This window comes from Roseovarius marisflavi (genome assembly GCF_900142625.1).
Lineage (GTDB): Bacteria > Pseudomonadota > Alphaproteobacteria > Rhodobacterales > Rhodobacteraceae > Roseovarius > Roseovarius marisflavi.
This window is the reverse complement of the sequence record NZ_FRBN01000010.1, coordinates 1-21,590: the sequence shown is the minus strand read 5'-3', so window position 1 is coordinate 21,590 and position 21,590 is coordinate 1. Positions and strand designations below refer to the sequence as shown.

24 protein-coding genes are annotated in these 21,590 nt (G+C 59.2%); 20 read left to right on the top strand and 4 right to left on the bottom strand.

What is annotated here, in order from left to right:
* Window positions 1-42 precede the first annotated feature (42 nt).
* The 5 genes from gap (at window position 43) to BUB78_RS20685 (ending at window position 2,871) form a co-directional block, all read left to right on the top strand.
* Entirely contained in the window at window positions 43-1,044 is a 1,002-nt protein-coding gene (gene gap, locus BUB78_RS10375) for a type I glyceraldehyde-3-phosphate dehydrogenase (RefSeq protein ID WP_073197858.1), read from the top strand.
* A 214-nt stretch (window positions 1,045-1,258) separates the two neighbouring features.
* Window positions 1,259-1,519 (top strand): PepSY domain-containing protein, encoded by a 261-nt coding sequence (locus BUB78_RS10370; protein ID WP_084732828.1) that lies wholly within the window; start codon window positions 1,259-1,261, stop codon window positions 1,517-1,519.
* Between the two features lie 73 nt (window positions 1,520-1,592).
* On the top strand, window positions 1,593-2,132 hold the full coding sequence (locus BUB78_RS10365) for a cytochrome b/b6 domain-containing protein (RefSeq protein WP_073197855.1): 540 nt from the start codon (window positions 1,593-1,595) through the stop codon (window positions 2,130-2,132).
* An 8-nt stretch (window positions 2,133-2,140) separates the two neighbouring features.
* The gene (locus tag BUB78_RS10360) at window positions 2,141-2,599 is read left to right on the top strand and encodes a helix-turn-helix transcriptional regulator (RefSeq protein WP_245813436.1); all 459 of its coding nucleotides are present in this window, start codon (window positions 2,141-2,143) and stop codon (window positions 2,597-2,599) included.
* A 128-nt stretch (window positions 2,600-2,727) separates the two neighbouring features.
* Window positions 2,728-2,871 (top strand): hypothetical protein, encoded by a 144-nt coding sequence (locus tag BUB78_RS20685; protein ID WP_170865051.1) that lies wholly within the window; start codon window positions 2,728-2,730, stop codon window positions 2,869-2,871.
* Here the strand turns inward: BUB78_RS20685 and coaD are convergent.
* From coaD to BUB78_RS10345, 3 genes are all read right to left on the bottom strand, one after another.
* On the bottom strand, window positions 2,868-3,359 hold the full coding sequence (gene coaD, locus BUB78_RS10355) for a pantetheine-phosphate adenylyltransferase (protein ID WP_073197854.1): 492 nt from the start codon (window positions 3,357-3,359) through the stop codon (window positions 2,868-2,870). The two genes, BUB78_RS20685 and coaD, sit on opposite strands and share 4 nt — an antisense overlap.
* A gap of 134 nt (window positions 3,360-3,493) precedes the next feature.
* A complete protein-coding gene (locus BUB78_RS10350) occupies window positions 3,494-3,928 on the bottom strand; it encodes a CBS domain-containing protein (protein ID WP_073197852.1) in 435 nt (144 codons plus the stop codon).
* 59 nt (window positions 3,929-3,987) lie between these two features.
* On the bottom strand, window positions 3,988-4,884 hold the full coding sequence (locus BUB78_RS10345; RefSeq protein ID WP_073197849.1) for a LysR family transcriptional regulator: 897 nt from the start codon (window positions 4,882-4,884) through the stop codon (window positions 3,988-3,990).
* A 101-nt stretch (window positions 4,885-4,985) separates the two neighbouring features.
* Between BUB78_RS10345 and BUB78_RS10340 the strand changes: the two genes are divergently transcribed.
* The 8 genes from BUB78_RS10340 (at window position 4,986) to cobT (ending at window position 14,688) form a co-directional block, all read left to right on the top strand.
* Window positions 4,986-6,485: a CoA-acylating methylmalonate-semialdehyde dehydrogenase gene (locus BUB78_RS10340; protein ID WP_073197847.1), complete on the top strand. Its 1,500-nt coding sequence runs from the start codon at window positions 4,986-4,988 to the stop codon at window positions 6,483-6,485.
* Between the two features lie 110 nt (window positions 6,486-6,595).
* Window positions 6,596-7,729 (top strand): carboxylate-amine ligase, encoded by a 1,134-nt coding sequence (locus BUB78_RS10335; protein ID WP_073197845.1) that lies wholly within the window; start codon window positions 6,596-6,598, stop codon window positions 7,727-7,729.
* A gap of 84 nt (window positions 7,730-7,813) precedes the next feature.
* Window positions 7,814-8,956 (top strand): acyl-CoA dehydrogenase family protein, encoded by a 1,143-nt coding sequence (locus BUB78_RS10330; RefSeq protein ID WP_073197842.1) that lies wholly within the window; start codon window positions 7,814-7,816, stop codon window positions 8,954-8,956.
* A gap of 3 nt (window positions 8,957-8,959) precedes the next feature.
* The gene (locus BUB78_RS10325; RefSeq protein WP_073197840.1) at window positions 8,960-10,018 is read left to right on the top strand and encodes an enoyl-CoA hydratase/isomerase family protein; all 1,059 of its coding nucleotides are present in this window, start codon (window positions 8,960-8,962) and stop codon (window positions 10,016-10,018) included.
* Entirely contained in the window at window positions 10,015-10,887 is an 873-nt protein-coding gene (gene mmsB, locus BUB78_RS10320) for a 3-hydroxyisobutyrate dehydrogenase (RefSeq protein WP_073197838.1), read from the top strand. Before BUB78_RS10325 ends, mmsB begins: the two co-directional genes overlap by 4 nt.
* Window positions 10,888-11,026: 139 nt before the next feature.
* A complete protein-coding gene (gene cobS / locus BUB78_RS10315; protein ID WP_073197836.1) occupies window positions 11,027-12,013 on the top strand; it encodes a cobaltochelatase subunit CobS in 987 nt (328 codons plus the stop codon).
* 99 nt (window positions 12,014-12,112) lie between these two features.
* Window positions 12,113-12,814 carry an aspartate/glutamate racemase family protein gene (locus tag BUB78_RS10310; protein ID WP_073197834.1) on the top strand — a complete coding sequence of 234 codons (702 nt, stop codon included), beginning with the start codon at window positions 12,113-12,115 and terminating at the stop codon, window positions 12,812-12,814.
* Window positions 12,811-14,688: a cobaltochelatase subunit CobT gene (gene cobT, locus BUB78_RS10305; protein WP_073197832.1), complete on the top strand. Its 1,878-nt coding sequence runs from the start codon at window positions 12,811-12,813 to the stop codon at window positions 14,686-14,688. Before BUB78_RS10310 ends, cobT begins: the two co-directional genes overlap by 4 nt.
* A 216-nt stretch (window positions 14,689-14,904) precedes the next feature.
* Here the strand turns inward: cobT and BUB78_RS10300 are convergent, their stop codons facing one another.
* Window positions 14,905-15,090 carry a hypothetical protein gene (locus BUB78_RS10300; RefSeq protein WP_073197830.1) on the bottom strand — a complete coding sequence of 62 codons (186 nt, stop codon included), beginning with the start codon at window positions 15,088-15,090 and terminating at the stop codon, window positions 14,905-14,907.
* A gap of 73 nt (window positions 15,091-15,163) precedes the next feature.
* Here BUB78_RS10300 and BUB78_RS10295 point away from each other — a divergent pair, with 73 nt between their 5' ends.
* The 7 genes from BUB78_RS10295 to BUB78_RS20900 all read left to right on the top strand — a co-directional run bounded on the left by BUB78_RS10295 (window position 15,164) and on the right by BUB78_RS20900 (window position 21,388).
* On the top strand, window positions 15,164-15,811 hold the full coding sequence (locus BUB78_RS10295) for a PAS domain-containing protein (RefSeq protein WP_073197827.1): 648 nt from the start codon (window positions 15,164-15,166) through the stop codon (window positions 15,809-15,811).
* Window positions 15,812-15,963: 152 nt separating this feature from the next.
* A complete protein-coding gene (locus BUB78_RS10290; protein WP_073197825.1) occupies window positions 15,964-17,784 on the top strand; it encodes an aminopeptidase P family protein in 1,821 nt (606 codons plus the stop codon).
* Between the two features lie 61 nt (window positions 17,785-17,845).
* Window positions 17,846-18,187, top strand: a complete 342-nt coding sequence (locus BUB78_RS10285) for a DUF427 domain-containing protein (RefSeq protein ID WP_073197823.1) — start codon at window positions 17,846-17,848, stop codon at window positions 18,185-18,187.
* Between the two features lie 268 nt (window positions 18,188-18,455).
* Window positions 18,456-19,424, top strand: coding sequence for a tyrosine-type recombinase/integrase (locus tag BUB78_RS21140; RefSeq protein WP_245813434.1), 969 nt, complete (start codon window positions 18,456-18,458; stop codon window positions 19,422-19,424).
* 514 nt (window positions 19,425-19,938) lie between these two features.
* Window positions 19,939-20,343: a hypothetical protein gene (locus tag BUB78_RS10275; RefSeq protein ID WP_073197820.1), complete on the top strand. Its 405-nt coding sequence runs from the start codon at window positions 19,939-19,941 to the stop codon at window positions 20,341-20,343.
* Window positions 20,344-20,857: 514 nt separating this feature from the next.
* A complete protein-coding gene (locus BUB78_RS20330; RefSeq protein WP_139279309.1) occupies window positions 20,858-21,136 on the top strand; it encodes a hypothetical protein in 279 nt (92 codons plus the stop codon).
* Window positions 21,137-21,154: 18 nt separating this feature from the next.
* Window positions 21,155-21,388: a hypothetical protein gene (locus BUB78_RS20900; RefSeq protein ID WP_220084000.1), complete on the top strand. Its 234-nt coding sequence runs from the start codon at window positions 21,155-21,157 to the stop codon at window positions 21,386-21,388.
* Window positions 21,389-21,590: the final 202 nt, after the last annotated feature.

Genomic DNA, 21,590 nt, shown 5'->3' with positions numbered 1-21,590 from the left:
CTTGGGTCTATATCGCCCCCAACCTCATTCACAGGAGTCCCCATGACCATCACCGTAGGCATCAACGGCTTTGGCCGCATTGGCCGCGCCACCCTCGCCCATATCTCAGAGAGCCTGCGGACCGACATCAAGGTCGTCAAGGTCAACGCCACCGGCCCGCTTGAGACCGCCGCGCACCTGATGCGCTATGACTCGGTGCATGGTCGTTTTCCCCATCCGATCACACTCGGCGACAACACCATGGATCTGGGCCGTGGCCCGATCGAGATGTTTTCGACCTATGACATGGACGAGCTGGATTGGGACGGCGTCGATGTGGTGCTGGAATGTACCGGCAACTTTAACGACGGCTTGAAGGCCAACAAGCACCTTGAGCGTGGCGCAGGCAAGGTCTTGCTCTCGGCACCGGGCAAAAACGTTGACCGCACGGTGGTTTACGGCGTGAACCACGATCAGCTTGAGGCCTCCGAGCGGATGATTTCGAACGGGTCCTGCACCACCAACTGTCTGGCGCCGCTGGCCAAGGTGCTGAACGACAGCATCGGGATCGAGAGCGGCATCATGACCACGATCCACGCCTATACCGGCGATCAGCCGACGCTGGACCGGCGCCACAAGGATCTTTACCGCGCGCGCGCCGCCGCGATGTCGATGATCCCCACTTCGACCGGGGCCGCCAAGGCGCTTGGGGAGGTTCTGCCGGAACTGGCGGGCAAGCTTGACGGCTCTGCGATCCGCGTGCCGACGCCGAATGTATCGGCTGTCGACCTGACCTTCGTCGCCAAGCGCGATGTCACCGTGGCCGATGTCAACGCCGTCGTGGCCGAGGCCGCCGCCGGGGCGATGAAAGGCGTGCTGGGCTATGACCCCGAGCAGAAGGTCAGCATTGATTTCAACCACACCGAAGAAAGCTCGATCTTCGCCCCGGATCAGACCAAGGTCATGGGCAGCCGTCTTGTGCGGGTTCTGGCCTGGTATGACAACGAATGGGGGTTCTCCTGCCGCATGGCCGATGTTGCGGTGGCGATGGGCGGTCTGCGGTAAACCGACCACAACCCTGAATTGTATTCAAAACCCCGTTGCCATGAGCGGTATCGGGGTTTTTTCATGTCCAATCGGCGAAATCCTTCTGAACCAAAGTTATAGAGCCCGGCAGAGAAACCTTTGGGTGATGTCTGTCAGGTTCACGCAAGGTGCATGTGACAGGAGATGCGGCAGGGTTGACCGCATTCCAACCGATCACAAAGGACCTAACCCAATGACACGTATAATTGCCCTTTCGCTTGCTCTTCTGGCCGGTTCGCTGGTCACCGCAGAGGTCGAAACCGCCAAGGTCACCGGCAAACCCGATGCCGCCGTCACCGAACAGATCACCGCCAAGCTTTCCGAGGAAGGCTATGAGGTGCGCAAGGTGAAAACCGAAGACGGTCTCTATGAGGCCTATGCTCTTAAGAACGGTGAGAAGTTTGAAATCTTCATGGGCGTCGACCTTAACGTCGTGCGGACAAAATCCGAATAAACCTCCAGAAAAGACCGGGCCGGACCATCGGCCCGGTCGCCCCTATGCCACCTAAACGCAACGGACACACACGATGAAAACCTTCAAGACATGGGACCCGCTCATTCGCATCTTTCACTGGTCGCTGGTGGGGGCCTTCACGGCGAATGCCCTAATTCTGGATGATGACGGCAAGGCGCATATATGGGTCGGCTACGCGGTTGTTGCGCTTGTGGTGTTACGGCTGCTTTGGGGCTTTATCGGCCCTCACACGGCCCGGTTTGCAAGCTTCACGCCCGGACTGGCCGATGTGATCGAACAGATTTTCGACATGGCGACCCGGCGCAGACGCGCGCATCTGGGGCATTCGCCGCTTGGTGCGCTGATGATCTTCAACCTGCTGGCGGCGATGCTTGTGATCGGGTTAAGCGGCTACATGATGACGACCAATATGTTCTTTGGTGTTGAATGGGTTGAAGAACTTCATGAGGTGGTCGTGTTCTGGGCCGAGATTTCGGTCGTCGCGCATATCGCGGCGGTGATCTGGGAAAGTCGTCGCACAGGCGTGAACCTCCCGCAGGCGATGGTGACAGGTGTCAAATCGGTGCCGGATGATCTGAACCTTGTGAAATGACCGGTAGGGTGTCCCCCAAAAAAACCGGCGCATTGGTCGCGCTTATCCTGGTGAAAGCCCTTTGCGCTGCGTTTTTCCTCTGGGATGTCATGCAGGAGGCCGGGCCGCTCGGGGTTTTGGCGCTGCGCGATTTTCATGTCGTGGCCGAGGCCGTTTCGGCGCTTTGCCTGCTGGCGGCAGTGTTGTTTGAAACCCGCTATCTGATGGCGCTGTTGCGCCGCAAGGCCCATCTGGAGCGCCAGGTACCGCTGGCCGCGGGGGCGTTTCACGATATCATTCAGGATCACTTTGCACGCTGGGGCCTGACCCCGGCCGAACAGGATGTGACGCGTTTTACCATCAAGGGCATGCCCATCACCGAGATCGCCGCCCTGCGTGGCAGCGCCGAAGGCACGGTAAATCCCATCTCAACGGGATATACCGCAAGGCAGGCGTGGCCGGGCGCGGCGCGCTTCTTAGTCTGCTGATCGACGATCTCTATCCGCTTGCCGAAGGCACCGCGACATTGATCCCGCTTCAAGAACGCGCGTGACAGGCGCGCGCGCCTCTGGCATCAAGGCGCACCACAGCCCGAAGAAACGGAGAGCGCCAGATTATGACCAACAAGATTGCCCTGATCCTTGGCGCGATGATCGCCGCCGGTCTTATCGCCGATCAGGTGTTTTTCGATGGCGAAGGCGTTGTCTTTCTGGGGCGCAAGCTTGTTCTGCTGATCGAATACGTGGCGTTCTGGCGTTAATCGTATTTGGCGCGCAGCGCGCGGTGCACGGCGGGTGTGACAAACTTTGACACATCGCCACCAAGGCGCGCGATTTCCTTAACCAGCTTAGAGGCAATCGCCTGATGCCCGGCATCGGCCATCAGGAACACCGTCTCGACCGAGTTATCAAGCGCGCGGTTCATGCCAACCATCTGAAATTCATATTCAAAATCGGCTACGGCCCGCAGGCCGCGCACAATGACCTGTGCCCCGACATCATGGGCACAGTCGATCAGAAGGTTCTCGAAGGGATGCACGACAATCTCTGTGCCGGTCTGCTCGGCGAGCTTGGCACATTCGGATTCGATCATCTCGACCCGCTCTTCGAGCGTAAAAAGCGGACCCTTGTCGCGATTGATCGCAACGCCGATGACAAGGCGATCCACAAGAACCGACGCGCGTCGGATGATATCGGTATGGCCCAGGGTGATCGGGTCAAACGTGCCGGGATAGAGGGCGATGCGCATGGGCCACTCCGTTGTTACAGTCGCGCCACGCAACAATATTACGCACCTGAATGCAAGGGCTTAGCGCAGCATCTTAAACCTCGACCGAGCATTTCAGCCAAATCGCAACAGATCAGGATCAGACAGGTCTGGACCTAATGGCCCATAATCATGCCTTCCAGCGCGGTTTTCTCCATCGAAAGCTCTTCGAGGCGGGCCTTGACCACATCGCCGATGGTGACGATCCCGACAAGCTTGCCATCCTCGACCACCGGCATGTGGCGAAAGCGGCCATCGGTCATCCGGGTCAGCACCGCATCTGATGTGTCCTGACGCGCACAACAGACCGGGTTACGGGTCATCATGTCGCTCACGCTTTCGGTCATGCAGACAACGCCGCGCACCGCCAGGGAGCGCACGATATCGCGTTCCGAGAGGATGCCGTCGACCTTGGTGCCGTCGCGCGACACCACAAGCCCGCCGATCCTGCGCTCGGCCAATATCTGTGCGGCCTCTGATACGAGGGTCTCCGGGGTGATGGTGATGACGCCTTCATCCCCCTTGGATTTCAGAATTTGCTGAACCAGCATGTCTTGCCCTCCGAAAGAAAATTACCTTATTCAAATGGTTAGCGATCAATCATTTTCTGTCAAGTGCGCGCTTCAAGTTGCGCCACCTCTTGTCGGATCCCCGCGACCAGGGCGCTGGCAAAGCGGTTTTGCCGCTCAAGGCGGCGATCATCGGCGTGGCGCACCAGATAAAAACTCCGCGTGAGGCTGAGTTTATCGGCCAGCACCTTTTGCACGCCGCGCGTCCACGGCAATGAAAAGTCATGCAAAACCCCTATTCCGCCGCCCTGACGCACCCAGTTGAGCTGTACCGAGACCGAGTTTGAGGCAAGGTTCACCCGCTCGACCCCGGCCTGGCTCAGGTAATCGAGTTCCTTGTCGAAAATCATGTCCTGAATATAGCCGACCATTCGGTGCCCCTCCAGATCCTGAAGGGTTTCGATCGGCGGGTGCTGGCGCAGGTATTTGATCGAGGCCGCAAGATGCAGCCGGTAATCGGTGATTTTCTGCACGCTCAGCCGCCCGGCGGTCGGCGGGCTGACGGCGATCACCATATCGGCCTCGCGCCGGGTCAGGTTGAAGACCCGCGGCAGGGCGACGATCTGAATTTCAAGCTCGGGATTCTCAAGGGCAATCGCGGCACAGACCTGCGGCAACAGGAAATTGGCACAGCCATCGGGCGCACCAACGCGGATTTGACCGGTCATCCCCCCCGCCGTGCCGGCAAGTTCTTCGGCCGCGTCCTCCATCGCTGTTTCAGCGCGCATCGCATGCGCCATAAGGCGTTGGCCCGCATCGCTCAGGACATAGCCGTTGGGGGATTTGGCGAATAGCGGCGCGCCAAGCGCATCCTCAAGCCGCGCAATCCGCCGCCCCACCGTCGCCGGATCGATCTTGAGCATGCGCCCGGCACCCGACAGGCTCTCGGCGCGCGCCACGGCAAGGAAAATCCTGATATCGTCCCAATGGGGCTGCATCGCGCCCTCCTTTGCAAAAATGCAGGCAGCTTTTGGGATATTGCCTCTTTTCCTAATAAAATTGCAAGGCTACCTTGGCGCCAACCAAAAGGAGGACTCCCATGAAAGAGCTTACGCATTACATCAACGGCGAGCATGTCAAAGGCACGTCGGGCCGCTTTTCCGATGTTTTCAACCCCGCCACCGGCGAAGTGCAGGCCAAATGCCCGCTCGCGAGCGCTGCGGAAATGGACATCGCCGTCAAGGCCGCAATGGCCGCGCAACCGGCATGGGGCGCGACCAACCCACAGCGCCGCGCGCGGGTGATGATGAAATTCGTCGACCTTCTGAACCGTGACATGGACAAGCTTGCCGAGGCCCTCTCGGCCGAGCACGGCAAGACCTTTCCGGATGCCAAGGGCGACATTCAGCGCGGCCTTGAAGTGATCGAATACTGCATCGGCGCGCCGCAGCTCTTGAAGGGCGAGTTCACAGATAGCGCGGGCCCCGGCATCGACATGTATTCGATGAAACAGCCGCTTGGCGTCTCCGCCGGCATCACGCCGTTCAACTTTCCCGCAATGATCCCGATGTGGATGTTCGGCCCGGCCCTTGCCTGTGGCAACGCCTTTATCCTCAAGCCGTCAGAGCGCGATCCTTCCGTGCCGCTGATGCTGGCGGAACTGTTCGAAGAGGCGGGTCTTCCCAAGGGTCTGTTGCAGGTTGTAAACGGCGACAAGGAAGCGGTTGATGCGATCCTTTATCACGACGTGATCCAGTCGGTCGGCTTTGTCGGCTCGACCCCGATCGCGCAATATATCTATGGCACCGGCTGTAGCCAAGGCAAGCGCGTGCAATGCTTTGGCGGCGCCAAGAACCACATGATCATCATGCCCGATGCCGATATGGATCAGGCGGCAGATGCCCTGATCGGCGCCGGTTACGGCGCGGCAGGCGAACGCTGCATGGCGATTTCGGTGGCGGTTCCGGTCGGTGAAGAAACCGCAGACCGTCTTATCGAAAAGCTGGTGCCGCGGATTGAAAAGCTCAAGGTTGGGCCATGGACCTCTGGCGACGATGTCGATTACGGCCCCGTTGTCACCGCCGAGGCCAAGCAGCGTATTCTTGGCCTTGTCCAGACCGGCATTGATCAGGGCGCGAAACTTGTCGTCGATGGCCGTGATTTCAACCTTCAGGGCTATGAAGACGGCTTTTTTGTCGGCCCGCACCTGTTTGACCATGTCACACCGGATATGGACATCTACAAACAGGAAATCTTTGGCCCGGTTCTGACCACCGTGCGCGCGGGCAATTACGAAGAGGCGCTCAAGCTGGCGATGGACCATGAATATGGCAACGGCACCGCGATCTTTACCCGCGATGGCGACGCCGCGCGCGATTTTGCCGCCCGCATCAACATCGGCATGGTCGGTATCAACGTGCCGATCCCGGTGCCGCTTGCCTATCACACCTTTGGCGGCTGGAAAAAGTCGGGCTTTGGCGATCTCAACCAGCACGGGCCGGATTCGTTCAAGTTCTACACCCGCACCAAGACCGTGACCTCTCGCTGGCCCTCGGGCATCAAGGAAGGTGGCGAGTTCAACTTCAAGGCGATGGATTAATCCATCGCCTCACGGGCCCGGTCATTGTGCCGGGCCCGTGATCCCCTTGCCCAAAGGGGCAAAACCGTGCTGAATTGGACGGCGCAACAGGGCGCAAAAGGAGGGGCACCATGACAGACGAAAGCCCGGCATTCACCATCGGCATCGAGGAAGAATACCTGCTTGTCGACCGCGACAGCCTTGCGCTTGCCAATGCCCCAGAGGCCCTGATGACCGCCTGTCAGGAAGAGCTGGAGGATCAGGTCAGCCCCGAATTCCTGACCTGTCAGATCGAGATCGGCACAAAGGTTTGCCGCAACGTGGCCGAGGCGCGCGAGGATCTCAAACGCCTGCGCAGCTGTGTCGCCAAACACGCTGCCACCCATAACCTTGCCCCGATCGCCGCCTCTTGCCACCCATTTTCCGATTGGCGCAACCAGACCCATACCGACAAGGAACGCTATAACCACCTTCAGCATGATCTTGCAGGGGTCGCGCGCCGCATGCTGATTTGCGGGATGCACGTGCATGTCGGGATCGAGCAACCAGACCGTCGCATCGACCTTATGAATCAGTTAAGCTATTTTCTGCCGCATATTCTTGCCCTTAGCTGTTCTTCGCCGTTCTGGCAGGGGCAGGATACCGGGCTTAGCTGTTATCGGCTGACGGTGTTTGACAACCTGCCGCGCACCGGGCTGCCGCCGCGCATGGATAGCTTTGGAGGGTTTGAACGCTCGGTTCAGGCACTTGTCGATCTGGGCGTGATCGAGGATGCGAGCAAAATATGGTGGGATCTGCGCCCCTCGTCGCGTTTTCCCACCCTTGAATCGCGGATTTGCGATGTGCAGCCACGCCTTGAACATACCCTGACGCTTGCCGCCCTGACGCAGGCGCTGACCCGAATGCTCTGGCGGCTGGCGATCCGAAACCAACGCTGGCGGATCTACGACAGCTTTCTCGTGGCCGAAAACCGCTGGCGTGCGCAACGCTATGGCACCCGCGAGGGGCTGATTGATTTCGGGCTTGGCGAGATCACGCCCTTTAGTGACCTGCTGGAGGAACTTATCGAGCTTGTTCAAGAGGATGCCGCCTTTTTTGAATCGAGCGCCGAGATCGAAAACGCCCGTGATATCCTGCGCCATGGCACAAGTGCCGAGCGCCAGAGACAGGCCTATTCAAGCGCGCGCGACGCTGGGAAAGATGACCACGAGGCCCTGCAATCGGTCGTGCGTCACCTGATCGAGGAATATCACACCGACCTTTAGGGCCCCTGCCCCACAGGCCTTGCAAAACTCTTGCAAGAATTGCTAATTAAACAAGCGTTCAATTCACCTGAAACGGAGAGCCCGATGGATTTTGCCCTGACCGAAGAACAAAGCGCCATTTTCGATATGGCCCATGCCTTTGGGCAGGATCAGATCGCGCCGCATGCCCGCGACTGGGAGCGTGACGGCACGATCCCGAAAGAGCTTTGGCCCGAAATCGCCGCGCTTGGCTTTGGTGGGCTTTACGTCAGCGAAGAGGCCGGCGGCTCTGGCCTCTCGCGGCTTGACGCCACGCTGGTCTTCGAGGCGCTGTCGATGGCCTGCCCCTCGGTGGCGGCGTTTTTGTCGATCCACAACATGTGCGCCAAGATGATCGACAAGTTTGCCAGCGACGAGATGAAGGCGCGGGTACTGCCCAAGGCAATGACGATGGAAACCGTTCTGTCCTACTGCCTGACCGAACCCGGCTCTGGCTCGGACGCCGCCGCGCTCAAAACCCGCGCCGAGCGCACCAATGAGGGCTATACCCTGAACGGCACCAAGGCGTTCATCTCGGGGGGCGGATATTCGGACGCCTATATCGTCATGGTGCGCACCGGTGATGCCGGCCCCAAGGGGGTGTCGACCGTCTATGTCGAAGATGGCAAAGCGGGGCTGTCCTATGGCGGGCTTGAGGATAAAATGGGCTGGCGCAGCCAACCCACCCGTCAGGTGCAATTTGACAATTGCAACATTTCCGGGGCTGATTTGGTCGGAGAAGAAGGTAAAGGTTTCACATATGCGATGAATGGCCTTGATGGCGGCCGCCTCAATATTTCCGCCTGTTCGCTTGGTGCGGCACAGCAGGCGTTGAACCTGACGCTGCAATATATGTCCGAGCGCAAGGCCTTCGGTAAGTCGATCGACCAGTTTCAGGCGCTGCAATTCCGCCTTGCCGATATGGAAATCGAGCTTCAGGCGGCGCGTGTCTTTTTGCGTCAGGCGGCCTGGAAACTGGACACTGACGCGCCCGATGCCACCAAGTATTGCGCCATGGCGAAAAAGTTCGTCACAGAGGCCGGATCGCGCATCGTCAACCAATGTCTGCAACTGCATGGCGGTTACGGCTATCTGGCCGATTACGGGATCGAAAAGCTGGTGCGCGATTTGCGGGTGCATGAAATCCTTGAGGGCACCAATGAAATCATGCGCCTGATCGTGGCGCGTCAAATGCTGGCGGATCATTAAGCGATGTCAGAACAGGCCGAAATCCACATCCGCAAAGAAGGCCGCGCCGGGCGCATCACGCTGGATCGTCCCAAGGCGCTGAATGCGCTGACCTATGAGATGGCGCTTGCCATTGAGGCGGCGCTTGATCAATGGCGCGACGACGATGCTGTTGCTCTGGTGATCATCGACGCGGTCGGCGACAAGGCGTTTTGCGCAGGCGGCGATATTCAAAAGCTGTATGACACCGGCCGCGCGGGTGATTTTGCCTATGGGCGCAGGTTCTGGGCCGATGAATACCGGCTGAACGCCAAGATCGCCGAATACCCCAAGCCCTATGTGGCGCTCATGCAGGGGTTTGTGATGGGTGGTGGCGTCGGCATTTCCTGTCATGGCGCGCACCGGGTCGTCTGCGAGAGCACCCAGATCGCCATGCCGGAATGCGGTATCGGCCTTGTGCCGGATGTGGGCGGCTCGCTTTTACTGGCGCGCGCGCCGGGACGGTTGGGCGAATATCTCGGTTGCACCGGGTCACGGATGGGGCCGGATGATGCCATTTTTGCCAGTTTTGCAGATAGTTACGTGCCGCAAGTAAATTGGCCCGGCCTGATCGCCACCCTGGTCGAGACCGGCGATATCGCCGCAATTGCTGCCCAATCCGAGACGCCCCCGCAAGGGGCGATGCGGGGCCGCATGACAGATATAAACGCCCATTTCGGCGGCGAGACCCTTGGCGATATCGTCACCTCGCTGCGCGGTGACGATAGCGAATTCGCGGTCGCAACGCTCAAGACCATGACGCGCAACGCACCGCTGTCGATGGCCTGTGCCATCGAGATGATCCACCGCCTGCGCGGCCCAAGCGCCGATATCCGGCGCGCCCTCGGGCTTGAGTACCGCTTTACCTGGCGCGCGATGCAAGACGGCGATTTCCTCGAAGGAATCCGCGCCGCCATCATCGACAAGGATCGCAATCCACGCTGGAAGCACGATCTTGCCACCCTGCCCGCCGTCGCGGTCAGCCAGATGCTTTTGCCATTGGGCAAGGATGCCCTGACCTTTGAGGAGGAGGTTTCATCATGAAAATCGGATTTATCGGACTGGGCAACATGGGCGCGCCCATGGCCGCCAACCTTGCAAATGCCGGGCATGACGTCACCGGCTTTGACATGGCGGAAGTCGCCATTGACGGTGTCACCATGGCGCAAAGCGCAGCCGAGGCCGCAACCGGGCGCGACGTGGTCATCACCATGCTGCCCAACGGTCAGATCCTGCGCTCGGTCGCGGATCAGGTGATCCCGGTCATGCAAAAGGGTGCGGTTCTGCTTGATTGCTCGACCGTCGACGTCGAAAGCGCGCGCGCCGTGGCCGCTCAGGCCACCGACGCCGGGCTTCTGGCGCTGGATGCGCCGGTTTCGGGCGGCACCGGCGGGGCCACGGCGGGCACGCTGACCTTTATGGTGGGCGGTGACGGAGAGGGATTCAAGATTGCCTCTGAACTCTTTGATATCATGGGTCAAAAGGCGGTTCATTGCGGTGCCTCCGGCAATGGTCAGGCGGCCAAGATCTGCAACAACATGATCCTTGGCGCCACGATGATCGTCACCTGCGAGGCCTTTGCATTGGCCGACAAGCTTGGGCTTGACCGTCAGGCGATGTTTGATGTGGTCAGCACCTCGTCTGGCTATAGCTGGAGCATGAACGCCTATTGCCCGGCGCCCGGTGTTGGGCCGAAATCGCCTGCCGACAACGGTTATCAGCCCGGTTTCGCCGCCGAATTGATGCTCAAGGATTTGCGCCTGGCCCAACAGGCAGCAGAGGCCGCAGACGCCGATACGCCGCTTGGTCAGGCGGCGTGCAAGCTTTATGCACAGTTCGTCGAGCAAGAAGATGGCAAGGGGCGCGATTTCAGCGCGATGTTGCCCCGATTTGAGAAACGCGGACACAGTTAACAGGCCTCAAGGACAGCCCCTTTGTAGGGCCAGACAAGAATGCGGATAAGGCCAGCCATATGTTGGCCCTTCCCCTTGCCCTTTGTCGCGATATGTTGCACCACATAGCGCGCAACGACCCGACGGAAGGACCCGGAAAATGGCTGACGGAACGATCGACATCAACGCGAAACCCACCGAAGAGATTTCCGTCCGCGACGTGTTCGGCATCGACACGGATATGATCATCAAGGGCTTTGCAGAGCGCACGGATCGCGTGCCGGACCTGGACAGCACCTATAAGTTCGATCCCGATACCACGCTGGCCATTCTGGCCGGGTTCTCGCACAATCGCCGGGTGATGGTTCAGGGCTATCACGGCACGGGTAAATCCACCCATATCGAACAGGTTGCGGCGCGGCTGAACTGGCCGACGGTGCGGGTCAACCTTGACAGCCACATCAGCCGGATCGACCTGATCGGCAAGGATGCGATCAAGCTCAAGGACGGGGTGCAGGTCACCGAGTTCCACGAGGGCATTCTGCCCTGGTCACTGCGCAACCCGACGGCGATCGTGTTTGACGAGTACGACGCGGGCCGCGCCGATGTGATGTTCGTGATCCAACGCGTGCTCGAGGCCGATGGCAAGCTGACGCTGCTCGATCAGAACGAGGTGATCACGCCGAACCCCTATTTCCGGATTTTCGCCACCGCCAACACTGTCGGTCTCGGCGATACCACCGGGCTTTATCACGGCACCCAGCAGATCAACCAGGGCCAGATGGATCGCTGGTCGCTTGTGGCCACGCTGAACTATCTGAGCCATGATGCCGAAACCGCCATCGTGATCGCCAAGAACCCGCTTTACAACACCGCCGAGGGGCGCAAGACCGTGAGCCGCATGGTAACCGTTGCCGACCTGTCGCGCACCGCTTTCATGAATGGCGAACTAAGCACCGTGATGAGCCCGCGCACCGTAATTGCCTGGGCGCAAAACGCCACGATCTTCCGCAATGTCGGCTATGCGTTCCGTCTGACCTTCCTGAACAAATGCGACGAATTGGAACGTCAGACCGTGGCCGAATTCTATCAGCGCTGCTTTGACGAAGAACTGCCGGAAAGCGCCGCAAATGTGAGCGTCAGGTAAAGCGCGCGTTTGCTCATCCGCCCCTTGCGTGGCGGCCTCGCGAGGCAGCCTGTCAGGGCTGATGAGCACATCGGCGCGCGCCAAGCACTGGAGTGAACCATGCATATTGGTCTGATTGGCGGTATCGGAGTGGCGGCGACTGTCGCCTATTACGAGCAGTTGACGGCGGCAGCGGAAAGGATGGGCGCATCGCTTGATCTGACCATCGTGCATGCCGACGTGCACGAGTTGATCCGCAACAACCTGGCCGACGAGCGCGGCGCGCAGGCCACGGCCTATGCCCGCCTGATCGACCGGCTCAAGCGGGCGGGATGCGACTGTGCCGCGATCACCTCGCTCGGGGGGCACTTCTGCTTTGAGGAAACGCGCGCGATCGCCTCGCTGCCGCTGGTGTCTGCGGTTGCCCCGCTGGATGCCTATTTCGCCGCAGAGGGCCTTGAAACTGTTGGCCTTTTGGGCACGCGCGTCGTGATGGAAACCCGGCTATACGGACAGTTACGCAAGACCCGCGCCGTGGCGCTTGACGATGAAATCGCGACCCTGTCGCGGGCCTATCTTGACATGGCCGTGGCCGGCACCTGTAGCACAACGCAGCGCGACCTGTTCATGGATGCCGGGCACCGGATGACCCGCGACCATGGCGCAGAGGCCATCGTGCTTGCGGGCACCGATCTGACCCTCGCCTTTGGCGGGCAAAATCCCGGCTACCGCGTCATTGATGCGCTGGACGTGCATGTTGACATTCTGACCCGCTTGGCGACCGATAGGATCAGCCTGAAAGATCTGGAACCCAGCCTATGAACAAACCCACCGACAACCCCGCCGATCCGTTCAAGAAGGCGCTGGCGCAGGCCACCAAGGTGATGGCGGATGACGCCGATCTTACCGTGAGCTACTCGGTCGATCCCGCCGGGATCTCGGGCGATGCGATGCGCCTGCCGCAGGTCAGCCGCCGGATGACCCGCGAAGAGGTTCTGCTGGCGCGCGGCACCGCCGACGCGCTTGCGCTGCGCCACAAGTTTCACGACGCGGGCCTGCATGCGCGCTATGCCCCGCCGGGCGACATGGCCCGCGATCTCTACGAGGCTATGGAAACCGCCCGCTGCGAGGCGGTGGGCGCGCGCGACATGCCCGGCACCGCCAGCAATATCGACTCCAAGATCGCCGCCGACGCACAGCGTTTGGGCTATGAGCAGATCACCTCCAGCGCCGATGCCCCCCTGCCCGCCGCGGCCGGCTATCTTATCCGCCATCTGGCCACCGGGCGCGACATGCCGCCGGGCGCGCAGAACGTGATGGAACTGTGGCGCGGCTTTATCGAGGAACAGGCCGGCGGCACGCTTGAGAACCTGCAGGATATCCTTGCCGACCAGACCGCCTTTGCCAAATTCGCCCGCCGGATGATCGAGGATCTCGGCTATGGCGATCAGCTTGGGGATGACCCGGACAATCTTGACGACGACACCGAGGATGACGCCGAAGAGAGTGGCGAAGATCAGGACGAGCAAGACAGCAGCGGCGACGAGGACAGCGACGAGAACGAAGCCGAAGCAGAGGCCGAGCGGAGCCAGGACGAACAGCAGGACGCCTCTCAGGCCCAGGTCAGCATGGACGATATGTCCGACGATGAGATGGACGAGCAGACCGACCTGCCCGATGGCGAGGCCCCGCTGGAGCCGCCCGCGCCCCAGCCGATTTCGGACGCGGACCCGCATTACACCGTCTACAACGCTGCTTTTGATGAAGAAATCCGCGCCGAAGATCTGGCCGACCCGATCGAGCTTGAACGCCTGCGCGCCTATCTTGATCAACAGCTCGAGCCGCTCAAAGGCGCGGTCAGCCGTCTGGCCAACAAGCTTCAGCGTCGCCTTCAGGCGCAGCAAAGCCGCTCCTGGGAGTTTGACCGCGAAGAGGGCATTCTTGATGCCGGCCGACTTGCGCGCGTCGTGGCCAACCCGACGATGCCGCTGTCCTTCAAGGTCGAAAAGGATACCGAGTTTCGCGATACGGTGGTGACGCTTTTGCTGGATAACTCCGGCTCGATGCGGGGTCGCCCGATTTCGATTGCCGCGATCTGCGCCGACGTTCTGGCCCGCACGCTTGAGCGGTGCAGCGTCAAGGTGGAAATCCTCGGCTTTACCACCCGCGCGTGGAAAGGCGGGCAAAGCCGCGAGGCATGGCTTGCCGAAGGGCGCCCGCAACTGCCCGGCCGCCTGAACGATCTGCGCCACATCATCTATAAATCGGCGGACTCGCCGATGCGCCGGACGCGGGACAATCTTGGCCTGATGATGAAAGAAGGCCTGCTCAAGGAAAACATCGACGGCGAGGCGCTTGAATGGGCGCACCGGCGGATGGTGGCGCGCAAAGAGTCGCGCAAGATCCTGATGGTGATCAGCGATGGCGCGCCGGTGGACGATTCAACTTTGTCCGTTAACCCCGCGAATTACCTCGAAAAACATCTGCGCGATGTGATCGACATGGTCGAGCGGCGCAAGCAGGTTGAATTGCTGGCCATTGGCATCGGGCATGACGTCACCCGCTATTACGAGCGCGCCGTGACCATCACCGACGCCGATCAGCTTGCCGGCGCCATGACCGAACAACTCGCCGCGTTGTTTGACAGCGACCCGCGCGCCCGGGCGCGCGTAATGGGCATCAATCGCGCCCGCTGATGCACGGTGATGCGCGGTGGGCGCATGATGACGCCCGCCGGTTTCCCGCTCTCCCGAAGGCGTCCTGAGCCGGGCAAATGTCATCGGCGTAAACATCGAAATGCGAACCAACGATGACGGGATGTCTCTCTCGCCCGATCACCAGGACTTTGTGACCGGACAGGCCGACATGCGCGCAAACGCAATGATCATAGTAACGACCTGCGCTTTGGCTCATCACTCCTGCGGGCCGACTTCGCGGCGGGCCGGTTTCATATCGCCGGGCACCAAACACGTCGCGCCCGCATAAATCGCCCGGCGCACCACTCTGGATCGCAGGTTCAACACGATTATCGTCACGACGAAACGTGATGAAAACCCAAATTGACCGATATCAATGCAAGCGCCGGAAATCTGGAACATACTCGCCTAAGCGGTCGTGGCTAGTGGCCACTTTAACGATCAAATCATCGTTTTGCGGGGGCTTTAGGCCGACATGTCGCATCTGGAAGCACTGGCGGGCCTGACCTTTACCACCAACCGCAACGCCGTCATCCAAAGCATCGGGGCGAGCAACTGGAATGCATTTGCCATGCAGAGCGGCGCGCAGGAACTCGACGCTGACGCGGTCATCGGACGCAACCTTTTCGACTTTATTGCGGGGGCTGAGGTTCGAAACCAGTATAGACGGATCATGGAGCGGGTCGCCGCAGACCCCAACTGGGTCTGGGTATTGCCGTTTCGCTGTGACGCCCCTGGCCGCGAGCGCCACATCCGGCAGTCGGTGAAACCGATATTCTCGGATCATCTGTGTACAGGTTTCATCTTTCAATCCGTAGAGCAGCATTCACATCAACGCCCGCCTATCGACCTTTACGACTTCAAGAAACTTCGGAATCTGGCCAAGGAAGACCAAAACCTGCCCGTCGTCACGATGTGCAGTTGGTGCCAGAGGGTCAATTATGCCCCGATTGTCGGCGACACCTGGGTTTCGGCCGAGGACTACTATGCAGCGGGAGGACGCAGCAAGGTTCAGATCAGCCATGCCATTTGCGAAGACTGCCTTGAATCCACAGCAGATGGGTTTCTGCCCGACGCAGAGGCGCACTCCAGGTCGCGGCAGGCACCGCGATCGGCCCAATAGCCGGGTAAAGAGGTCTCGGTGCCCGGCGCGATAAAGATCGGACATGTCCAGGTCACATCCCCAAATCTCCGACATTCAATCACCGCATGGTCTGGTCATTTCCGCACAACTGGGTGAGAAATGGGCAAAACACTCTGCAAGGGCCGTTGACCATGTTTCAATCCTTCGACGACACCGCCCGCCCCGATCAGGGTCCGCCGCGCCTTGCCGCGTTGCGCGCAGAGATGGCCGAGACCGGGTTGGTCGGCTTTCTTGTGCCGCGCGCCGATGCGCATCAGGGTGAATATGTTGCCGCCTGCGATAGCCGTCTGGCCTGGCTCACCGGCTTTACCGGCTCGGCGGGGTTCTGTGCGGTGCTGGCGGATGTGGCCGGAGTGTTTGTCGACAGCCGCTACCGCGTGCAGGTCAAGACGCAGGTCGATATCGGGCATTTCACACCCGTTGACTGGCCCGATGTGCGCCTTGGTGATTGGCTCAAACAGCATCTTCCGCAGGGCGGCGAGGTTGGCTTTGATCCCTGGCTTTACACGGTCGAACAGCTTGAGGCGCTTGAAAAATCCCTGGAGGGCAGCGGCATTACCCTGCGCGCTGTCGAGAACCAGGTCGACCGGGTATGGCCCGAGCGCCCGGCGCGGCCACGCCGCCCGATCACGATCCAGCCGGATGACCTTACCGGCAAGCCCCATGCCACGAAGCGCCGGGACCTTGGTGCGGCACTTGAGGCGGCGGGCAAGCGGTGCGCGATCCTGGCCTTGCCGGATTCGATCTGCTGGCTGCTCAATATTCGCGGCTCTGACATCCCGCGCAATCCGATTGTTCAGGCATTTGCCCTTCTTGATTGGACCGGCGAAGTTACCCTGTTCAGCGATGCCGAGGTTAGCCCAGAGGTCAAGGCGCATTTGGGCGATCACGTGCATCTGCGCGCCTATGACGGGCTTTTGGACGGGCTTGGCGCGGCGCAAGGCATCACCTATCAGATCGACCCGGCCTCGACCCCCGCCATCGTTCTGAGCCACCTTCAGGCTCTGGCGGCCGAGCCCGGCAGTAATATCACCATCGCGCGCGGCAATGATCCCTGCATCCTGCCCAAGGCGTGTAAAACCGAGGCCGAGATTGCCGGAACCCGCGCCGCACATCTGCGCGACGGGGCGGCAGTTTGCGAATTCCTGTGCTGGTTTGAAGAGCAATCCCCCGGCACGATCACCGAGATCGACGTCGCCACCCAGCTGGAGGCCTGCCGCGCCGCGACCGGCAAACTTCTCGATATCAGCTTTGACACCATCGCGGGCAGCGGCCCTAACGGCGCACTGGCCCATTACCGGGTGACGCGGTCGAGCAACCGCACGCTTGAGAATGGCGATTTGCTGGTGCTGGACGGGGGCGGGCAATATCTTGACGGCACCACCGATATCACCCGTACCCTGCCCGTCGGCGACATTGGCACGGAGGAACGCGCGGCCTTTACCCGCGTGCTGCAAGGCATGATCGCCATTTCCAGGCTGCGCTTTCCGGCTGGCCTTGCCGGGCGTGACCTTGACGCGATCGCGCGCTATCCGCTCTGGCTTGCAGATCAGGATTACGGCCATGGCACCGGGCATGGCGTGGGGGTGCATCTGTGCGTACATGAAGGGCCTCAGCGGCTGTCGCGGACAAGTCACGAGCCGCTCAAGCCCGGCATGATCCTGTCGAACGAGCCGGGCTATTACCGCGAGGGCGCCTTTGGCATCCGCATCGAAAACCTCCTGGTGGTGACCGACGCACACCTCTTGCCCGGCGGCGATGTCTCCGGCAAACTCTGCTTTGAGACGCTGAATTTCGTGCCGATCGACCGGCGTCTGATCGACCGCGATATGCTGACAAAGCCCGAGCGCGCGTGGATTGACGCCTATCACCAGCAGTGCCGCGACAAAATCGGGGCTCGGCTCTCGGCGCAAGCCCGGCTATGGTTGGACCAGGCAACCCGGCCCGTTTGACACCTGCCTGTCATCGCGCCGCGGCATATAAAAATCAAAACGACTGAAATAGGGATGGATCATGGCCGATATCACGACACGCAAAGCAGAAGGCACCTGGACCGTGCGCGCCGGTGGCGCCGTTCTGGCCGAAACCAAGAACGCAATCGAGCTGATCGAGGGCGAATATCCGGCGGTCTATTATTTTCCGCGCAGCGATATCGCGATGGCCTTTCTCGATGAAAGCCCGCAGACAAGCCATTGCCCCCACAAGGGCGACGCGCGGTTCTTTTCAATCGTGACCAAAAGCAAAACGCTGGAAAACGCCGCCTGGAGCTATGAGAACCCCAAACCCGCCGCCGCCGCGATCAAGGACCACATCGCGTTCTACTCAAGCTCGACCGTCACCGTCGAGCGGGTCTGATTGATCTGGCCCACAGCCTGGGCCGGTCGGGCTTCTCTGCGAGTCGAGCGGTGATGGTTGGGAGTAGCTGGGGTTTTGTGGGGAGGGCGTAAAGCGGAAGTTCGCTGCGCATAGCACCAAGGACCGCTATGCGGACAAGGACGAAACCGCTCTTGCGGTTCTGGTGCCTGTGGCGGTTGTTTCGCGCTGATTTGAGTTCTGTGATTTTGTGAACCGACTCACCTGTTGGACGATTGAGACCTTCTCAATCTGACGACAGGAGGTTTCAATGTCAGACCAATATGTTCCCAAACTACGCCAGCGTTTTGTTGAAGACATGCAGATCATGGGGCTGCAGGCCAAGACACAGACGATGTGTTTACGTGCGATGCGCGACTTCACGCGGTTTCTGGGGCATGCGCCTGATAGCGCTACGCCAGAAGAACTGCGGGCGTTCCAGCTCGATATGAAGGAGCGCGGCGTTGGTGCGCCGACCTTCAACAACCGACTGACGGTGTTGAGTTTCTTTTTCGCAGCCACATGCCCACGCCCGGAGATGAAGCGGCACATGCGGTATCAGCGGGCAGCCAAGAAGATCCCCGTCGTGCTCAGCGCCGAGGAAGTCTCGCGTATTATCGAAGCGGCACCTGGGCCTGGGTTACGGTACCGCGCAGCCTTCAGCGTTGCCTACGGCGGAGGATTGCGGGCCAGTGAGGTCACGCATCTGAAGGTAGGCGATATCGACAGTGACCGGATGCTGATCCGAATTGAGCATGGTAAGGGGCGTAAGGATCGGCAGGTCATGTTGTCGCCGAACCTCCTGAGCCTGTTGCGCGACTATTACCGAGAAGCGCGGCCGAGAGGATGGATGTTCCCGGGTCGCAACCGGATCGATCCGATCTCGACGCGCCAGTTCAAACACCCAGGTCTCGCACGCCACCATGGGAGGATGCGGCATGATAAATCGCGCAAACCTGACCCCTCCTTGCGAAGGCGCCGGGCCACTCCGTGCGGCCACCTCGTCATAACATACGCTGCATCAGGCCTTTGGCAGAGAGACGGGAGATCAACTGGTCAAATCGGGTCGGGAGAACCGACACATTCGAACTGCCTGTCGTCATGCAACCGGCCGCCCCGCGCATCGATAACCGCAGCCGCAACGCAAAATCCCCATAGCATATCGAAACCCGCCCGCGCTTTCCTCGTTGTCGGATTTATCGCCGCTGCATCTCGCGATGACAGCAGCCACAAACCTTAGACCAAGCTGCCATGCTACGTTCAAACTCTGGGGTCTGCTTTCGGCCCATTTCTGACGTTGGTAGCAAAGCACGCGCAGTGACAGGTCTCAGAGCTTACCCGACGGTCTTGCATATGCGGCGAATGACAGCATCGTCACGGCGATTCGCCATTTCAACGCTGAACAGAGTAACTTCCTATTTCGCCTGAATTCGAGGCGCGAACAATCTTGTCATTCTGCGAACTCTGTCTCTGATTAATGATATTTCGTCGCTCTAACTGGAACAAAATCAAGCCTGTCTGATATTGTCTCACAGATCCCAACAATTGGCACAAAGTATTGAATTTTGTCCAAAATGAGGCACGATGGTGTCCGAAATTCGTCGCGCCCTCATCATTGAACACCGGGCCAGGGGGAAATAGAATGTACTTTATTTATAGAAAAACGTCAGGCTTTTGGGCATGGCCTGTCACCACAAAATCAAACCGCGCACCCAAGTCTAACCTGGGCGGCGCAAGTATTGCGGGGTGTGAACATGAGTATTGAAAAGGCCCGTCAAGGACGTCTCCGCGCTCTCAAGCTTGTGAATTCAGACAGGGTGCTTGTTTGCGCCGCGCGAAATTGTGATGACATCGTAATGCCTTCAAAATTTAGCATTGATGCGCATTTGTTGACCGAGTTGCATCATGGGGTGCACGTCAAACAGATAATGAATGAAACTGGATGGTCTTCGTCGAGAGTGATGGAGCAATTGTACAAAGCGGCAAAGAAAGCCCGACTTGGGATTGAGCGGCGAAAAGGTGTGCTGTACTTGGTTCATCCGAGCGACATCGCAGAGAAAGTCAGAGAGCGCTTTGCAGACGATTGCGGAGAGCGTCAATTGCTTGGCAACGCAATGCCACCTTTGCAGCCGCTGGGGTCTCTTGCGGAAATCGCCTGAGATAAAGCCGAAATGTCAGCGGTGTGAACGAAAAAGCCGAGCGTTCAGGAACAGCTCAGTTTAACTTAAAACGGGCATTGGTATAAACTAATAGAGCGGTATTTTTTGCCCCGTTTAGCGGACCTTGATCCGGAGCGTTGTGAACGGCCGCTTTCCACCCTTTGCCGCTATCCGTACAGTTCGTAGCATCTGGTATTTTGGACTCTCTACAGGCATTCGCCGCGAGCCGCACGAAGGGCCGGTTCAGATCAAACCGACTTTCGCTGCGCTGCGCACGAAGTCACACAGTGCGGGCCAAAGCTGCCGTAGATTTTCCTCAGATCGACGACCGCTTAGATGCGATTGTGACATTATGCTCATGGGCTCAGAGGCACTCGACATGCAAATCGGCAGCAACGGTGCTTTCATCTTCAACGCCAAATCTAACCTCTCGCTGCTAGCTATATTTTGGACGAGGTTGTTATCTTGCTGATCATCATTATGTGGCAAAACGAACGGTCTGAAAAGTGAGCCAATGATTTGCGATCCAAGTAATCTGGAAACAGATTTTCTCCTCTTCCGCGATGGGCCTGTTGTTGTAACTTCTGAACGATCTCTTTGGACCCAAAGCACCCAATGGTTGGTAGCAAGTAGGAATTTTGAGCATCATCGCTGGCAGCTGGCTTCTGAGCCTTCATTTTACGACGAGGTCAGCAAAACACTGAACTGGAAAGAACAATTCGGTTACGAAAGGTGGAATGGTAAACTGGATGCTCTGAATGATGGGGCTTCAAGCTGCCAATTTACGGATTAAAAACGCGTTGTTATCTCTGTGGACAACGCTGAGAAATTTAAGAAATGGTTCGGTTCCAAACAAGTTGCCATTTGGGACATTTTTCAGGACGCATCACGGATGCAGTTGCTCTTTGGAGTTGGGCTTCTGTTAATGGTTTATCCAAACTCAAGTCGCGAAGCTAGAAGCTGGGCTAAAGCTGATGGTGTACTGGAAATTCGTAGCACCAGCTTTCCTGGCGCTCAGTTAGCCAAAAACCCTGTAAAGATATAAAGTAAAAGATTGGCGGATCTTGCGACGGTGTCTAAAGCTGATGGGGTGGATGGCTCCTGCTCCAATCGGCGTCGCAATGCGCCATACTGCAGATGTCCATATCTGCGTATAGGAGGAGCCACCCAATGCAAGTTACCACAATCGGCCTTGATCTGGCCAAGAACGTTTTTCAAGTTCACGGGATTACACAGGACGACGAGGT